Source organism: Clostridium pacaense (genome assembly GCF_020709765.2).
Taxonomy (GTDB): Bacteria; Bacillota; Clostridia; order Lachnospirales; family Lachnospiraceae; genus Enterocloster; species Enterocloster hominis.
Window position 1 is genome coordinate 1 of sequence record NZ_JAJFEB020000033.1, and the last position, 17,243, is coordinate 17,243.

Consider the following 17,243-nt stretch of genomic DNA (forward strand, 5'->3'; position numbering starts at 1 on the left):
GAAGAACGACCCGCTCTATCAGGCGGTGATGGACGTCATAGTCAGGGCCAATCAGAAACAATATGAGGAGGGCAGGAGAATGTGCGAGGCATTGAAGGAATTATTTGCAGATGAACTGGCGGAACGTGAAGAGAAGGGGATTGAAAAAGGAATCGAAAAAGGCCTGGAAAAAGGCATACAGGCCCTGGTAGAGACCTGCAGGGAACTGCATCTGTCACGTGGGCAATGCCTTGAAAAATTAGTTGAAAAATTCCAGTTAACAGAAGACAGCGCAGGAATATATTTAAATACATATTGGAAATAATTCCTTAGGTGAAAAAAATATTATTGGGCAAAAGCAGGGCCGGAATCCGCTAAACACAGATTCCGGCCCTGCTTATATACAATTCGCCTGCACTTATTTTCATCCAGCCTTAATATCCGGACCTTTATTTACCAATAAATTTACTGTCTTTACTTACCGTCCCGCAGCTTTTTCCCGCTGCGTCCGAATTTACGGCGCTTGAAAAACGGAACCTTGGCAGCCGCTGCCTCAGCCTGTCCGCCTTTTTGATACGCCCTCAGGGTCTCGTCCAGCTGGCGGAAACGCTCCTCTTCCTTCTGGTCCGACGCCTGCAGGAGGAACTCCAGTTCCTTGCCCATCTTGTCATTGACAAGGCTGCTGATATCCTGGCTCAGCTTCTCATTGTTTACTTCCAGGGCACGCCCGATAATGAGGTTCATGATCTGCTGGAACTGCTCCATCTTTTCCTCTATGGCAACCACCGAACCCGTGTCACCCTTGACCGTGCTTAAGGATGTGTTTCCATCCTCTTCCTTGAATTCACGCAGGGCCGCACTCATGTCCCGCTCTAATATTTCATCGGAAAGCTCACCCTGGGCTTTTCCGTCTTTCTTTAGTACCTGGTTCAGCGCATGTTTGATTGCCTTCAGCTGATACCCTTTTTCTTTCAGGTTTTTAACCTGCTTGAACAGGCGGATATGTAAATCCGTATAGTACCGGTGCCCCATCTCGTTACGGGGAATATCAAGTTCCAGCTCTTCTTCCCAGTATCTTAATACATGGGCCTCCACATCGACCTTTTTGGACGCATCCGATATCAGATAATGTACTTCATCCATAGCCATTCTCTCCTTCACATCTTAACAGGCATGTCCTGCCTTACTATTAGTGTATGCGTTGAGAATGGATATTATGACACCCGGCTTAAAAAAATACCAGAACCTTCCGGCATGGACGGGAAATGCGGGCTCTACCGTACTGCATCTGCACAGCAAAAACCCCCGCGTCCCTTGGACGCAGGGGGAATTTATTCCTGGGGTCCGCCTCCTTGCGGGCGGGCTGCATTGACAAACTTTGTGTACTCCGGTTTCCAGATTAAAGTAACCGTACCAATGGGACCGTTACGCTGTTTGGCTATGATGACCTCAGCCTCATTGGGATGTTCCGTATCTTTATTATAGTAATCGTCACGGTACAGGAACATGACAACGTCCGCATCCTGCTCAATGGCCCCGGACTCACGCAGGTCAGAAAGCATGGGCCGGTGGTCCTGCCTGGTCTCACAGGCACGGGACAGCTGGGACAGGGCAATCACAGGCGCATGAAGCTCCCTGGCCAGGGCCTTTAGGGAACGGGAAATGTCTGAGATTTCCTGCTGACGGTTATCCCCTCCGCCTTTCTTGCTTCCGCTCATCAGCTGAAGGTAGTCGATGATTACAATGTTAAGACCGTATTCCAGCTTCATCTTCCGGCACTTGGAGCGCAGCTCTGAGATGGAGATACCGGGCGTATCGTCAATGATCAGCTTGGAATTACCGATGATCCCAATACCCTCAACCACCGCATCCCAGTCGGAATCCGTCAGGGTACCGGTACGCAGCTTCTGGGAATCCACGTTGGATTCCATGGACAGCATACGGTTTACCAGCTGCTCCTTGGACATCTCCAGACTGAATACCATGCAGGGCAGGCTCTTGCGCACCGCCACATAATCCACCACGTTAAGGACAAACGCCGTTTTACCCATGGAGGGACGGGCCGCTATCAGTATGAAGTCCGATGGCTGGAAGCCGGACAGCTTGTAATCCAGGTCAATGAATCCTGAAGGGATACCCGTAACCGTGCCCTGGTTCTTATAAGCATCCTCAATCTTCTCAAGCACATTAATGGCAACCTGCTTAATCGGGACAAAATCCTGGCCCCCACGGTTCTGCAGCAGGTTGAAAACAGACTTCTCCGTATCCGCCAGGATATTCTCCAAGGGTTCTTTTCCCGCATAACAGGTATTGGCAATCTCCTCCGTGGTCTTAATAAGCCTTCGGAGCACTGCCTTTTCCCCCACAATGGTTGCATAAGACCTTACGTTGGCCGATGTAGGCACCATGGTTATGATATCACGCACAAAATCCAGGCTGCTGACCTCGGGCGGCACATCCTTTTCCTTAAGCCGGTCCTGAAGCGTTACCAGGTCCACTGGTTTTCCTTCATTGAACAGCTCTACCATGGCGTCAAACATAATTCCATATTGCTGCTGGTAAAAATCGCTTCCAGTAATGATTTCCGATGCAGCAATGACCGCTTCCCTGTCCATCAGCATGGAACCAATGACAGACTGCTCTGCCTCCAGGCTGTGGGGCAGCACCCGCTTAATCAGGGCTTCTTCCATATTAATCGTCTCCTGTATTCCATTTAGTAAACCCGCTCCTTCCGGGGCGGGTCATACCATCATCCATTACATACTCCATGCTTTCTTATGCTTCCACTACCTTCACGGCCAGTCTGGCTGTCACATCCTTGTGAAGCTTAATGGGAACCTCAAAGCTTCCAATGGATTTGATGGGGTCGTTCAGCACGATTTTCTTCTTGTCAATTTCCAGTCCCAGCTGGTCTGTGATGGCCTTGCTGATTTCCTTGTTGGATACAGAGCCGAATGCCCTGCCGCCTTCCCCTGCCTTGATGGAAAGGGTCACCTTGGATTCGTCCAGCTTTGCAGCCAGTTCCTTGGCTGCCGCAAGTACTTCTGCTGCAAGCCTGGCATCATTGGCCTTTTTAAGCTTTAAGTCATTTAAATTCTTAGAAGTAGCTTCCACGCCAAGCTTCTTGGGCAGGATGAAATTCCTCGCATAGCCGTCATTTACCGTTACAATCTGTCCCTTTTTTCCTAATGCTTTCACATCTTCCAGTAATACAATTTCCATGTCACATACTTCCTTTCTGTTTCTGTCTATATCATGTCCTTGGTCAGGACACCTCGCCTTCCTCCAGCATCTGGCAGATGACTTCCTTCAAACGTTCCTTGGCCTCTTCAATGGATACGCCTTCCATCTGTGCCCCGGCAATGGTGCGGTGTCCGCCGCCGCCCAGCTTCTCCATCATCACCTGTACATTGACCTCGTCAATGGAACGGGCGCTGAAGTAAATGGTCCCATTATAATCCGTAAGTACCACCGAAGCCTTGATGCCGCGTATCTCCAACAGTTCATTGGCAGCCTGGGCGCCTATGATGGTGGGGCTGTCAAGCCCATCGGCCGGGCATTCACTGATTGCAAATGCATCCATATATACCTCTGCCTTACGCACAGCCTCTGCCTTGGCCTGATAATCCTTCATGTTTTCCCTGAAAAGCTTACGCACCCTGGTGATGTCGGCCCCGCTGCGCCTTAAGAAGGCAGCGGCCTCAAATGTCCTCACACCTGTCTGGTTGGTGAAATTCTGGGTGTCAATCACGATACCGGCATACATGGCGTCTGCTTCCGCAGTTTTTACCTTAATTCCGTCCGCAATATACTGCAATACCTCCGCCACCATCTCGCAGGTTGAAGATGCGTATGGCTCCACATAGGAAAGCACCGCATTATCAATAATCTCACTGCTGGTCCTGTGATGGTCAAGGACCACGATGGTCTTCACCATGCGCAGCAGGGACGGCTCATCGGTTATGCTTGGACGGTTCACGTCAACAATCACCAGCATGGTGCCCTGATCCACCAGTTCGGCCGCCTTGGGGCCGGTCAGAAGCATATCCTCCGGATATTCCGGATTCCCTACAAAACGGTCCAGCATGGGGCGCACCGAGGATGTCACCTCGTTGACCACGATATTGGCCTTTTTATTCATGGATACGGCAATCCGGTAGATACCCACTGCCGCGCCAAAGGAATCAATATCCGCCAGCCTGTGTCCCATGATTAAAAGCCTGTCCTTGTTCTCCATCAGTTCCCTGAGGGCATGGGCCTTCACCCTGGCCTTGACCCTGGTGGTCTTCTCTATCTGCTGCGCCTTGCCGCCGTAATACTGTATCTTGCCGGAATCCTTCACAACAGCCTGGTCGCCTCCGCGTCCCAGCGCCATGTCGATGGAGGTCCTGGCATACTCATAGTTCTGGTTATAGCTGTCACCGTTCATACCGATGCCGATACTCAGGGTAACCGCCATGTCATTGCCTATGTTCACTGTCTTTACATCCTCCAGGATGGAAAAACGCTCTTCCTGGATTTTGGCCATGTACTGCTGCTTGATGACAAAGAAGTACTTATCCTTCTCCAGCTTCTTCACAATGCCGTTCATGCCTGAAATGTACTTGCTGATCTTCCTGTCAATCAGGGCGGTCAGCAGGGAGCGCCGTACCTCCTCCACGCTTTCCAGCGCCTCGTCGTAATTGTCCAGGTAAATAAGCCCGGCCACCAGCTTCTGGTCATTAATCTGCTGCATGTACAAAAGGGTCTGGGTCTCGTCAACCAGGTAAATGGCTGTCACGAATGTCCCCTGTCCCTCCAGGCCGTTATCCGCCACCGCAACATCCAGCTTATCCACAACCACCTGCTTTAAATCAATGCGGTACTTCCTGTCGCCGAACGCACTATGGATACTTACGATCTCGCCGCCCGTGGCCAGCATTTCCCTTGTAATCTCAGGGAACATGGCCGTGATATTCTTATATGAATTCCTGTCTTCCTCAAGGATTGCCGCAAACTCCCGGTTCATCCACAAAAGATGTCCGCTGCCGTCCGCTACCGCGTAGGGCATGAGCATCTCTTCCATCAGGTTCTGCCTGCTCTGGTCATAGGCGGATGAAAATGCAATGAGCCCTGCAAGTATGCCTCTTCTTCTTGAAAAGTAAAGCCAAAGGGCAATCCCTATATAGACAATGGTAAATACCGATACTATAATGCCGGCCTTTATGGATACCGCTCCAACAGCGGCAGTCAGTATAACCAAAAGGACCGACAAAAAGAGCGGCCACTGCAGGTAGACCTTAAACGTCCCCCGCGTCCTTCCTTTATCTTTCATAGTCTGCCTCCAATCGTATCCATAATCGGAATACGCCTATCTTAGCTAGTATACCATATCTGCCGCGGTTCGTCCATAAAATAAAGTTTTTACCAGCAATGCACCAGATGGCAGCGGGTTCAAATCATCTTACTGCACAGCCCCACAATGACGGAACGGGAACCCGGTTTTCACCGGAATTCCCGTCCCAAAGCCCAGATGTAAGACGTATGAGCCACATCTGAGCCAATTACTAAGTTATTTTTAAGGTCTTTATATGGTGTTGTTAATGCATCCCGTCATGATTCTTCCTTCTTCCTGCCAAGAAGACTGTACATTCCAAGAACCAGGCCAGCCGTCAGGCATACCCACAGGGATGTGGAGCGTTCTCCTGTCTTCGGAAGAGGTGCCAGAGGTACTTCCTCCCCGGGAATCACAACCGTATTCTCAGGAAGCGGCGCCAGTGGTACTGCCTCCGGCTCAATGGTCACACCAGGGCCTCCTGTCTCAGGAGTTGCCCTGCGCCCGCCGCTGGAAGTCCCGCCTCCGCCTCCGCTGCCGCTGCCTCCGCCAGTAGAGCCATTATATGTATAATATACATTAAATACAAGGTCCTGGGTCAGGATACCGGAAACCTCATCTGTCTGAACCCCTGCATAACTGTCCCATGTATAGTTGGCAATGGCTTTATGAATCTGGTCATACACATTGTACTGCCCGCCCTCATTGATTATACCGGAGGTATAGCTGGCAGAAATGGAAGCCCCTGAATTTTTATCAAGGTAATGGATGGTTATGGTATGGTCGGAAGGAAGTCCCCACTTTGCGTAGATGGTCTTTTCCGCCTGTCCCGTTCCCACATCCCCCATATCCGCTGCCACCTTTGAGGATGAGGTAAATGGCACATTCAAAATACCATAAAGTGCGCTCCAGTTGCCGCTTCCCGCATACTCTGCCGCTTTCGCCTCATCATCCGCCGCATACCAGCCCAGGAATTTATACCCGGCCCTGTCGCCAACGTCAGGAAGCTCTCCTTCGCTAAGGTTCATGCTATTACCAAATACTGTATAATCCGTCCCGTAACGGGCGCCTGTCTGGGCTCCATCCCCTGTATTTCCAATGGACGTGCCATCACCTCTGGTATTTGTCAGGGAAACATTGCCCTGGATTGCTGTCTTAAAATCACTGATCATGCCTTCTGTTGCATCGTAATGGAGGATTGATACCGGCGCCCAGACATATGCATTGCCGGATTCCCCGTCCATAAGGTCTTCTCCCGTACGGTTATAACGGAACCCATAATCCACCAGCTGTCTGCTGTTGGGGTCCAGATACCGGAAGGACTGGTCCCTGCCATCCCCTACCTCTTTATTAATCTCCGCATTAAGGTCAAAACGGGTCAGTTTTGTCTGGTATCCATTAACCGGGGCAACATATACCTCGTCTGCGGACTGTACCCCGTTAAAGCTGTAGGTGCCGGACATATGGTCGCGTACCGCCTGGAGGGAACCGTTCATCATGGTGTGATAATGTCCCTGCCTGGAAGAGTAAGACTCATTCCCGCCTGCCTGGTATGCCGACACGCCGTGTCCATCCAATATCAGCTGTGCCCTTCCCTCGGCCTCAAATCCCATGCCGTATCTGTTGTCGGATTCCAGCAGCACCAGGTTACTGTCCGCGGTATCCAGTATTCCTGTATATAATGCAATACCTGATTTATTGATGGCCCGGTCCGCGGTCTGTGCCAGTTTACCATTGCCCATGGTCCTGATTGTGCTGTCCGTGATGCTGGATGTGTTTTCAGGGCTTCTTCCATTGGAGAACATGATTCCGGCCAAACCGTTATTTTCTATCAATAATTCGCTGCCTGATATATCTGCCAGACCGCCGAACAGTATGCCATACCCTCCGGTGCATCCGTTCTTTCCGTAATTGTCAATGCCGTTCCCGCTGACATACAGCCTGGAACCGGATATTTCTGCATTCCCTGCCACCCAGATACCGCTGTAAGTCCCGCAATTGTCAGCCCTGATTTCAGAGTCCCTGGCAACCAGTGAGAAACAGTACAGATTAGATGCTGTCTTCTGGACATTAGCCCATGGCTGGCTGGAATTGCCGCTGCACTCCACGGTTGAATTTAAAACCGTTACATTCCCGCCATTTGTTCCCCATGATTCATTTCCATTCATGGTAAATTCCGGACAATCCTCAACGTATAATTCTGAATCAACCGGAACAGCTACAGCCGTCCCACCCACATTTTTATAGGAGGAACTGAACATGATGGCATCTATCTGATTATCATCGATATGAACCTCTGCACAGCCCACAAACTCCAGGGTGGTTCCGGTGTACCAGCCAATACCGCTGTGATAGCCACTTCCAATCCTGTTCCGGCTCATATCCACCAGTCTGCTGCCATTAAAATTAATTTTCACTGTTACGTTCTGCTGTTCGCTTGTATATGGTTCCCCACCATAAGCAAGAACACCGCTTCCGCCGTTATCGCTTGCAATGAAGGTAGAATCACTCCTGCCGATAAGGTTAAATGTGCTTCCCTTACCGCTGATCCAGATTCCATTTCCATGGTTGGTATCATATACCTTATTCCCTGTTAACTCCAGCGTGCTTTCCTGGCTGATTTCCAGTGTGAATGTAATGTCCTGTTTACCTTCCTGCCTGATACCGTCCCCGTATCCCTGAATGGATAATTTAGACCCTTCCCCTCCGCCGATGGTAAGGGCAGTATCGCCGGTAATATCAATTGCAGGGCTTCTCATGGTCTCGCCGAGGAAGACAACCTCCCCCAACGGGATCAATGTCTTTTCTCCTGCTATTTTAAGGACCAGATCCTTATAATTTCCAGGTTCAAACATGATTACACCAGCCATGTCAACGGCCTGCTGGATCTCGCTCACCTGCATCTGGGGATTGACAGTCATCCCTTCCCCATACCAGAAATACAATACGGTTTCCGTATCTACTAAACCCAGGGAATCCTCCGTCTTATACTGAAGCCCTGCTACACTATCGTATTGAAGTCCTGTTACAGGCATGGTTCCGGCTGCGTCATACGTTGCCTTAAGGAATGACAATGCAGTGTCCCCTGACTGCACGGGGTCCAGTTTCCCGGCTATGGTCTGCACGGAAACCTGGTCCGCGCCTTCCGGCAGTGCATATGTCTTTACCTCCGCATTACCATCCTCAGAAGGATTGCTTCCCAACACTGCCTGGACAATCTTTACCGTCCCAACATTTGAACCTCCTTTGATAAAGGCCAGTGCATATACTGAGAAATGCCCTGCTTCAAACCCTATCTCCTCAACGGCTGCATCGCCTTCCGCCAGTTCTGCCGACATTTCCGTCAATACATTTCCTTCGTCCACATGGAAGATGGAAACCCTGTCTGCCTCCGCGCTTTTTTCCTCTATGGCAGGACCGCTGAAGGTTATCTTAACGGTTCCTTCCTCCCAGGTATCATATACCGTATCCCCATCAACCAGTGTAATGTCATATGCCATCACATCCGTAACCTTTTCAGTTGGATTTTCAGCGGGCACATCCTCTGCCAGATTGGTATCCGTGCCCTCCACGCCAGCTATTACGGCATCCTTCACCTCTTGTGTGACTTCCCTCACATCCAGTTCTGCACGTTCCGGGATAATGCCCGCATCCCACTGTGCAGTCACGGTCGTGCCGTCATCCAATGTTACTGAGGCTTCTGCCAGTGCTTCCTCATTCTCCATGATAATCAGGATTTCCATATCTGCATCCACTGACTCTATTATATATTTCTGCGGTTTGGAAAAATCCGGCTCTCCATGGTATTCAGCTTCGGAACTGCTTGCCGTCCTGGCCTCTTCATAAAGCCCTACTTCCATGTAGTCCGCCGTCACGCTGTCAATGACATAACCCTTTTCCGGCTTGACCGTAAAAATAACGGATTCCCCTTCTTCGGCTTTAGAAGGTCCTTTTACTGCTGCGCCCTCCTCCGGGTCTATGACATAGGATATTGTGAATTCATAATCTTCCTTTGGCGTTACTTCAGGTGCCGCTGGAGCCCCTGGGTTACCCGGATTGCCTGTGGTTCCGCCATTTGGATTTTCCTGATCTGTTTCAGCATCATTTTTTCCATCAGCATCATTCCCGCTTCCATTTCCGCCTTCCACTTCGGTCCCGCTTCCATTTCCGCCTTCTCCTTCGGTCCCGCTTCCGCTTCCGCCTTCTCCTTCGGTCCCGCTTCCATTTCCGCCTTCTCCTTCGGTCCCGCTTCCGCCTTCTCCTTCGGTCCCGCTTCCATTTCCGCCTTCTCCTTCGGTCCCGCTTCCGTCTTCTCCTTCGGTCCCGCTTCCGCCTTCTCCTTCGGTCCCGCTTCCGCTTCCGCCTTCTCCTTCGGTCCCGCTTCCGCTTCCGCCTTCCCCTTCGGTCCCGCTTCCGCTTCCGCCTTCTCCATCAGTCCCGCTTCCACTTCCGCCTTCTCCTTCGGTCCCGCTTCCGCTTCCGCCTTCCCCTTCGGTCCCGCTTCCACTTCCGCCTTCTCCCTCGGTCCCGCTTCCACTTCCACCTTCCCCTTCGGTCCCGCTTCCGCTTCCGCCTTCCCCTTCGGTCCTGCTTCCGCTTCCGCCTTCCCCTCCGGTCCCGCTTCCGCCAACATCACCAGCTCCGCTTCCGCCTGCCTCACCGCCCACGATTTCCTCTGCGAATGACACGGTCATACATGAACCCACATTTGTAAATGCGAGCACAAACGCAGTCAGGAATGCCATATGGCGGCAATGTTTTTTTGATAAATTCCTTTTAAACACAGCCATTTCCTCCTCATATCCCAAAAATACGTGCTTCGAACAAACTCTTGGTATAATCATACAGGAAAAGGCATTTCACAAACCATTTCATAAAAACATTTTTTTACTGATATTATGGTTTTTTTCTATTTTGTGACCGGGTTGTAACCGCCCGCCCTTTTACAATGCATATTAAGGTATGCTTGAAGATCCATTCCCACCATCAGCCCTATCGCTGCATATAGTATTTCTTACTCCTCTTCCGCTTTCCGGCATCCCGCTGTTTCTGAAGCTTTTCCGCTTCTTCGTTCTTCCCGCCCCACTCCCCCAGATCCACATTCTGCAGATGCAGGATAACCTTTTGCCCGCACCGGCTCCTCATGCTGTTTGCAATGCGGTTCTCTATCATACGGCATTTATCCTTCTTTAAATCGCTGGCCATGATCAGGGCATTTTCATAGGCCTTCAGCGCCTCCCCGTATCTCTTGAGGGATAACAGCGCCTCCATCTTTTCTTCCACCCACTCCACCAGAGGATATATCTCAAGGGCCGTATCACACAATTTTACTATCTTTTCATAATCCCTGTGCCGGGCCATCAATGCGCAGGCCTCCCTGACACTTTTAAAATAAATGTCCTGATAATGGCTCCTGCTGCTTTCCACCCATGCCTCTCCGGACATAACCGGCAGAAAATCCCCGTTGTATAAACGGCATACGGACTCCAGCAGCTGCTGGCGGCAGGTATCTGTTTCAGCCCTTTGGGACTGTTGGTAGTAATTGTCCATCAGGACGGCATCCATCCCGATTTTCAGGTGTTCATCATATACATTGAGATAATAGGTGCTTTTGTACACCTCAATCTTTATCTTATCCTGTAAGATGGACTGGGAAAGCATTTTCCTCAAACGTGAAACCGTAATTCTTAATGCATTGGCCGCATCCGTATTCTTCCTATCATATAGGGAATCCTGAAGCTTCACCCGGCTTATCCCCTCTTTTCCCGCCCAGATAAGCAGGAGAAACAGCTGGATTACCTTACCTCCTGCTGAAAGCGGGATATCCAGAGGTTCGCCTCCATAGCGCGCATCCAATGTTCCAAGGGTACAGACATAAAGTTCCTTCCCTTCCGTTTCTTCCTTAACATCACAATCATTTTCCATATGTACACCTGCCTTTGATAACCGGTGGCCTGTCTGCGGTTTTCCATTTGTTTCCATTATATCACGGTTTATCCCTAAACGTATCCCAAAATCACATTTATGAAAATACTCAGAAACGGAAATGCACCAGTTGGAAACAAGCTGGTCCTTGCAGCCATTTTCTCTATATGCTATTATAAAAACATGCTGAAAAACCATAATCCATCCATATTCGAGGCACGCCTATGAAAATATCACAGACCAAAGATATACGTTCCGCCAACCGGCTGACCATCATCAAGCACATACTGAATAAAAAACAGATTTCCCGCGCCCGCATTTCCGAGGAGACGGGCCTTAATAAGGCCACCGTGTCCACCATCGTGAAAGAGTGGATGAGCCTTAAGCTGGTGGAGGAAACCACCATGGGGGATTCCAGTGGCGGAAGGCGTCCCATCATCCTTACACTGGCCGCCAGGGCAGGGTACTGCATTGCCATTGATATCGGCGCCCGCCGCCTGGGCCTCATCCTCACGGATTTGAATAACGAAATCATCAGCCGCCAGTCCATACCGGTTGAGAAGCAGGCATTTTCCCATGTATACCAGCAGATTTACATTGCCATCGACAGGATGATACGGGAAATCCCGCCCTGTCCCTACGGTCTTATCGGCATCAGCCTGGCTGTAAGGGGAATCATTGACCTGGACGGGGTCATCCGCTTCATTCCCAAGCTCCAGTGGCATAACATCGATATCAAATCCCTTCTGGAACAGCGGTATCATGTGCCTGTGTATATTGACAATGACGGCAATCTGGCTGCCTCCATGGAATCCAGGCTCCATTCTCAATATGAGGAACTGACCGTGCTGTGCTTAACCGACGTCATTTCCTGCGGCATGATATCCAACGGCCGCCTTATCCGCGGATACCTGGGATTCGCCAATGCAGTGGGCCACCACACCATCAACATCCAGGAGACAAAGCAATGTTCCTGCGGCAAATACGGCTGCTGGGAACAGTACTGTTCCGACCAGTATCTTCTGGACGAGGCCAACCTGCATCTGGAAACCCCATTGGAAGACATTGACGGGTTTATTGAGCTGGTCAGGAAGCAGAATCCCCTTGCCTTGGGAATCCTTGATACCTACATTAAGAATCTGGCCATTGGGTTATCCAACATCATATTTTTTGTGAACTGTGAGATGATCATCCTTAACTCCCATCTTATCCAGTCACTGCCTTACCTGATGCCGGAGATCATGAAGGATATCATCCTGCCCATCACCCATACCCAGGAAATCCTCATCTCCACCCTTGGAAATGAAGCCCCCATCCTTGGCGCATCCCTTAAGGCCATCGAGGAATTTTTCGAGATATTGTCGGCCCATGGTTAATACATCAGAAAAAAGGGACCTGGAAATCCAAGTCCCTCTTAAACGGTTGGCGAATCCGGCTTATCAGAAATTCGTCCCGTTCCATCCCCAGTCCGGGGATGCTTCATATTTAATATACATATCGTCAGGCGATACCCCCAATGTCCCGCCTAACGCCCTGGTAATCTCCCCGGTCATGCGCTCCGCGCCTTCCTTATCAATAGAATTTCCCAGAATCTTAACTTCCACCATGGCAATGGGACGTCCGCCCCGCCCGCCAAAATACATCTGACATCCGTCCTCAATGGCGACCATGAGCCAGTCCTCGCTTTTGCCGGGAAGGAGGCTGATGGCCTGTCCTAAGGCGGTCTTAACCGCCTCTGCCTTTTCCCCGGAAGTATTAACGTTTGTTTTTACCTGTATACACGGCATGCTATCTGCTCCTCTCCCTAATCGTAAATCAGCTTATGCCTGAAATAAAAGAAATGGTCGCTGTGGGAATGGATGCTCAGCATCCTTGTATGCGGATGGTCCTTGGAACCGAATTCCTGCCCGAACTTTCCAATGGTCAATGCCTGTCCGCCCACATAGATGCAGGAGTAGTTAAAGAAAAGCTCGTCCATCATTTTCTGGGATACCAGATAATGCATGTAAGACGGTGTCTCGACCAGGACCTTATCAAGACCGAACTTCTTCATGATATAAAGAGCCACTTTGGAGTCAGGCGCCTTGTCCCCGGTTGCGATTACCAGGATTTTGTCCCGGTTGGCCTTCATGGCCTCTATCATTTCCCCGGTCACCTCAGATATGTCATGAACCGGGCCTGTCAGATAGTAGTCTTCCTTCATCTTTTCCTGTATGACCGGTATCCCGGCCGCGCTGGTGCTGATCATCACCGGGACTTCCTTTGTCTTAAACAGCAGATGGTCAAACGGAATATCGGTTGCGTCCAGGGAAGAGATGATGTTCCACGGGACCGGCTGCATCCCTGCAGCCACCCTTGCGTCCTCCAGCTGCCTGGAAAATACATGGGCCGTGTAATCGCTCTCTGCATTCATGGTTCCAGCCCCGATGATATCGCCGTCCGATACAGCCCTTAACATGTTAAGGATCCACCAGTCAGCCCCTGCGCCGTCGCCGTCGTACTGGTTCAGCTTAGCGATAAGCGGCCCCTGGGGCGCGTCTGTAAATGCAATCCTGCCGTCAATGGACGTTACCAGGGATGTGTATGTATAGGGACGGTCCTCATAAAGCTTATCAAATTTAAGCTCCCCGTAGATTTCCTTCATCTCATCACAGGTAATGGTCTCCACCTGGGCCTGGTTTAAAGTCTCACTCCTGTAAATCTGATGAACCCTTGTCTTGTCAATGTCAAAGGGCATTTTAAATAAAGATGTTGCCATGTCTCTCCTCCTTAAATCAGGCTGCCGCCGCATACATGCATGATTTCACCTGTCATGAATCCGCTTTCATCGCTGGACAGGAATGCGATTGCATTGGCCATATCCTCGACTTTTCCCATCTTGTGAAGGGGGTAAAGGCTTGCATATGCCTCTTCTAAGGCCGCCGGGTCCTCTGCCTCTGTAAATCTCTGCTCGATCATAGGTGTGCGCACCAGTCCGGGAAGGATGGCGTTGGCGCGGATGGACGGGGCATACTCCAGGGCAATGCACTTGGTCAGCATGATGACGCCTGCCTTGGACGGGCAGTAGCCAATCCGCTCCGGGATCGGACGGACACCCAGGTCTGAGCCAACCGTGACAATGGTGGAGCCTTCCTGCTTTTTCAGTTCAGGCACAGCTGCCTTACACATGTTGAACACGCCGCCCATGTTGATGGAAAGCTCCCGCATGAACATATCATAACCCGTTGTCTCCAGGGAGCCTACAAAGGTAACGCCCGCACAGCAGACCAGCTTGTTAACCCTTCCAAAGGCCCTGACCGCTTCCTCCACCACATGCTGCGCCTGGGAAAAATCAGTCAGGTCCGCCTGGACATAGATTGCATGTTCATTCCGGATGTGCATCTCAGGTTCAATGCCGCACCCCACAACCAGTGCACCCTCTTCCAGGAACTTCTTTGCAACGCCTTCGCCGATACCGGAACTTGCCCCGGTAATGATTACCACTTTATCTTCAAATCTCATCACTTTACCTCACTTTCCAGATTCCATCCACAATTGCATCAGATCCGCTCAAAACGGCTTACACGGTGTACGCCGAAATTCTCTTCATTCTGTACGCAGCGCACGAACTCATATGGCCTTCCGAACTTCTCATCGAATTCCTTAATCAGTTTGGCCTGGTATTCCTTGTCATCAATCTTTCTCCAGGATTCAATGCTCTCCCATACAAAGATAAAATGGATTTCCCCCGGCTTGTTGTCATTGACCCAGACCTCCTTATAAAGGAACGGGATATGGTCGAACCCAGGCGCATATGCCTCCTTTAATGTCCAGATTTCATGGTCAACCGCCAGATAGTGCTCAACGTCCTCCGGCGCCACCTTGAAAACCAGATGCTCCACCGGATAATGTTCTCCCTTTGTGTAAGTATAACCCTGCATGATACTTCCTCCTTATATGTTTGTTTTTATTTTTTATCTTGATGCCTGATTCATCTTTTCAGCCAGTGCAGCCACCTGGTCTGCAATGTCTTTCCTTGTCTCAAGGCTGTCCCTGTCGCTGTTTGGCAGACAGACCTGGCCCAGGCACTCCGTGCTCAGGTCATTTAGCAGGTTCTTAAGGACGATTTCCCCTCCCAGGAACTGGTTCTCAAAGGAAGGCGCGCCGCCTACCATCAGGATTGCGCCCTTGCGGAGCATCTTCTTTGGCATGTCCTGTCTCACATGGCCTGCCCAGTATACCTGGAAACGGTCAATCAGCGCCTTCATCCTGCCTGTTATGGAATGGAAATACATGGGTGAAGCCAGCACTATGTTGTCAGCCTCCTCCAGCTTCTGATAGATATCCTGCATCCCATCCTTAATCACACATTCTTTTTTCTTCCAGCAGAAACGGCAGTCCATGCACGGCTGTACCTCTGTACGGTAAGCGTCAATGATTTCCTTTTCCCCGTCCAGATGCTCCAGGAACAGATCCACCATCTGGCGTGTATGTCCGTTCTTTCTCGCTGCTCCAATAATTACCAAGGTCTTCACTTCTTAAGTCCTCCTGTTTTACGCTGTCTTTTTCTTATTAAATCCTATAAAATGCATAATTGCAAATACAATAATCAATACCACATACACCTGGATGAAGCCCATGTCCGGGGCATAGGTTTCCGTTCCCAGAATACCCGGTGAATGGATCATCCCGATACCGGTAAGGGCCAGGGCCGCTGCATTGGTGATGGATGCATTTTTCCAGTTATTATCAATGATGAATACAAACACACAGCCCACCAGCAGTCCCACAAACGCAGAACCAGGGTCAAAGGCGGTGAATCCGGGCAGCGCCCCTTCCCTCATGTTGTCCACGATAAAGTCCATGACAACGGGCAGGGAGGCCATGATGACAGCCGGGAAATATTTCTTATCCACCACCTCGAATGCCTGGGAGTAGCTGGATATCCCAACAAACACCAGGATAGGCAGCACAACGGCCTCGGGTATGAATGCATTGATGATGGCTGACAGGCCTGTCAGGCCCACCAGGGCGTACAGCGCCACGATTCCCAGGTGATACCCTGTGCCGGATTCCATTTTCTTCCATCCCGGGTATCCCCAGTACAATCCCACTGCCAGGGGATTTCCAAAACATGCGCCCACAATGCTTGCCAGACCGCAGAGCACCAGCGGCTTTGTTGTTGTAAAGAAAGTATCCCCGCATTCCCTGGCCTGTTCCACTGCCTGGATTCCCGTGATTACCTCGTTCAGTGAGAATACAATGATGATAGGAAGGAAAGGAATCATGGAACCCACAACCTGGGGATTGAAAATATCCAGTACCGGGTGCGGTATGTAAAAATTCAGGTTGCCCAGGGATTCCGTCACCGCGCCAAATCCCATGACACCGCTGACCCAGGCCACCGCTGAACCGATGACGATTGCAATCAATGCAGCGGGGAGCTTTACCTCCACCTTGCCCAGATAGATGACAAAGAGCACCATCAGGGACAGCCAGCCAACAAGAGGCATTTTCAGCACACCGTTCATGGACTGCATGATCAGGAAGGCCATGGCCCCGCCTGCCAGCGAGCCGAACAGGGCGCCTGCCGGTACAATCCGTAGAATCACCGGAACCACAAACGCGCCGATGATGAAGATGATTCCTCCCACCAGATGCGCCAGGACACCTGTCTTAAATGCCAGATCAGCATTGCCCGTACTGAGGAACACGGGCAGCATGATGCTGTAAAGCCATATGAACATACGGCCGGCCTGAAGACCTGCCGGTATGGCCGTCAGGTCAGAATCCCCCCGGTCAGCGGCTATCTTCCTGTAATAAAGCCACAGGCCGCCGTTTAATATGACCACGGTGAGGAATACGCCCGGCATCATGGTGCCGAATATCGTGCCTCCATCCAGTCCGAATGTTCCTGCTAAAATAGCGATTGCAACAATTACCTTGGAAAACCCATCAAAGAAAACACCGATGGATGCATCCAGGTCCGCCTTTTTGAAAAAGGGTATACTAGCCTTTCCCATACTTATTTCCTCCTATAATGAAA

General features: G+C 50.7%; 13 protein-coding genes and 1 pseudogene. 2 read left to right on the plus strand and 12 right to left on the minus strand.

Annotated features, from left to right (window positions below; translation table 11 throughout):
* Positions 1–304 (plus strand): annotated as a pseudogene (locus LK536_RS57180) (hypothetical protein); the annotation flags it as partial.
* 149 nt (positions 305–453) lie between these two features.
* Here the strand turns inward: LK536_RS57180 and LK536_RS57185 are convergent.
* The 6 genes from LK536_RS57185 to LK536_RS57210 all read right to left on the minus strand — a co-directional run bounded on the left by LK536_RS57185 (position 454) and on the right by LK536_RS57210 (position 11,218).
* Positions 454–1,122 carry a MerR family transcriptional regulator gene (locus LK536_RS57185; protein WP_025485031.1) on the minus strand — a complete coding sequence of 223 codons (669 nt, stop codon included), beginning with the start codon at positions 1,120–1,122 and terminating at the stop codon, positions 454–456.
* A gap of 188 nt (positions 1,123–1,310) precedes the next feature.
* Positions 1,311–2,669: a replicative DNA helicase gene (gene dnaB / locus LK536_RS57190; protein WP_008720768.1), complete on the minus strand. Its 1,359-nt coding sequence runs from the start codon at positions 2,667–2,669 to the stop codon at positions 1,311–1,313.
* Positions 2,670–2,754: 85 nt separating this feature from the next.
* On the minus strand, positions 2,755–3,201 hold the full coding sequence (rplI, locus tag LK536_RS57195; RefSeq protein WP_008720770.1) for a 50S ribosomal protein L9: 447 nt from the start codon (positions 3,199–3,201) through the stop codon (positions 2,755–2,757).
* 43 nt (positions 3,202–3,244) lie between these two features.
* Positions 3,245–5,293: a DHH family phosphoesterase gene (locus LK536_RS57200; protein WP_008720772.1), complete on the minus strand. Its 2,049-nt coding sequence runs from the start codon at positions 5,291–5,293 to the stop codon at positions 3,245–3,247.
* A 278-nt stretch (positions 5,294–5,571) separates the two neighbouring features.
* The gene (locus tag LK536_RS57205) at positions 5,572–10,077 is read right to left on the minus strand and encodes a doubled motif LPXTG anchor domain-containing protein (RefSeq protein ID WP_227795598.1); all 4,506 of its coding nucleotides are present in this window, start codon (positions 10,075–10,077) and stop codon (positions 5,572–5,574) included.
* A 208-nt stretch (positions 10,078–10,285) separates the two neighbouring features.
* Positions 10,286–11,218 carry an AfsR/SARP family transcriptional regulator gene (locus LK536_RS57210; RefSeq protein ID WP_227795597.1) on the minus strand — a complete coding sequence of 311 codons (933 nt, stop codon included), beginning with the start codon at positions 11,216–11,218 and terminating at the stop codon, positions 10,286–10,288.
* 224 nt (positions 11,219–11,442) lie between these two features.
* Here LK536_RS57210 and LK536_RS57215 point away from each other — a divergent pair, with 224 nt between their 5' ends.
* Positions 11,443–12,594, plus strand: coding sequence for an ROK family transcriptional regulator (locus LK536_RS57215; RefSeq protein ID WP_227795596.1), 1,152 nt, complete (start codon positions 11,443–11,445; stop codon positions 12,592–12,594).
* A gap of 63 nt (positions 12,595–12,657) precedes the next feature.
* Here LK536_RS57215 and LK536_RS57220 read toward each other — a convergent pair whose 3' ends face one another.
* Genes LK536_RS57220 through LK536_RS57245 form a run of 6 tightly spaced genes read right to left on the minus strand, consistent with a single transcriptional unit; the run spans position 12,658 to position 17,220 of the window.
* Positions 12,658–13,005 (minus strand): phenylpyruvate tautomerase MIF-related protein, encoded by a 348-nt coding sequence (locus LK536_RS57220; RefSeq protein WP_008720781.1) that lies wholly within the window; start codon positions 13,003–13,005, stop codon positions 12,658–12,660.
* Between the two features lie 17 nt (positions 13,006–13,022).
* Positions 13,023–13,976, minus strand: coding sequence for a dihydrofolate reductase family protein (locus LK536_RS57225; RefSeq protein WP_120058701.1), 954 nt, complete (start codon positions 13,974–13,976; stop codon positions 13,023–13,025).
* An 11-nt stretch (positions 13,977–13,987) separates the two neighbouring features.
* On the minus strand, positions 13,988–14,719 hold the full coding sequence (locus LK536_RS57230; protein WP_025485024.1) for an SDR family NAD(P)-dependent oxidoreductase: 732 nt from the start codon (positions 14,717–14,719) through the stop codon (positions 13,988–13,990).
* Positions 14,720–14,757: 38 nt separating this feature from the next.
* Positions 14,758–15,138 (minus strand): TIGR03792 family protein, encoded by a 381-nt coding sequence (locus tag LK536_RS57235; RefSeq protein ID WP_008720787.1) that lies wholly within the window; start codon positions 15,136–15,138, stop codon positions 14,758–14,760.
* 33 nt (positions 15,139–15,171) lie between these two features.
* Positions 15,172–15,732, minus strand: coding sequence for a flavodoxin family protein (locus LK536_RS57240; RefSeq protein WP_008720789.1), 561 nt, complete (start codon positions 15,730–15,732; stop codon positions 15,172–15,174).
* An 18-nt stretch (positions 15,733–15,750) separates the two neighbouring features.
* Complete coding sequence (locus tag LK536_RS57245; RefSeq protein WP_008720791.1) at positions 15,751–17,220, minus strand: hypothetical protein; 1,470 nt, start codon at positions 17,218–17,220, stop codon at positions 15,751–15,753.
* Positions 17,221–17,243: the final 23 nt, after the last annotated feature.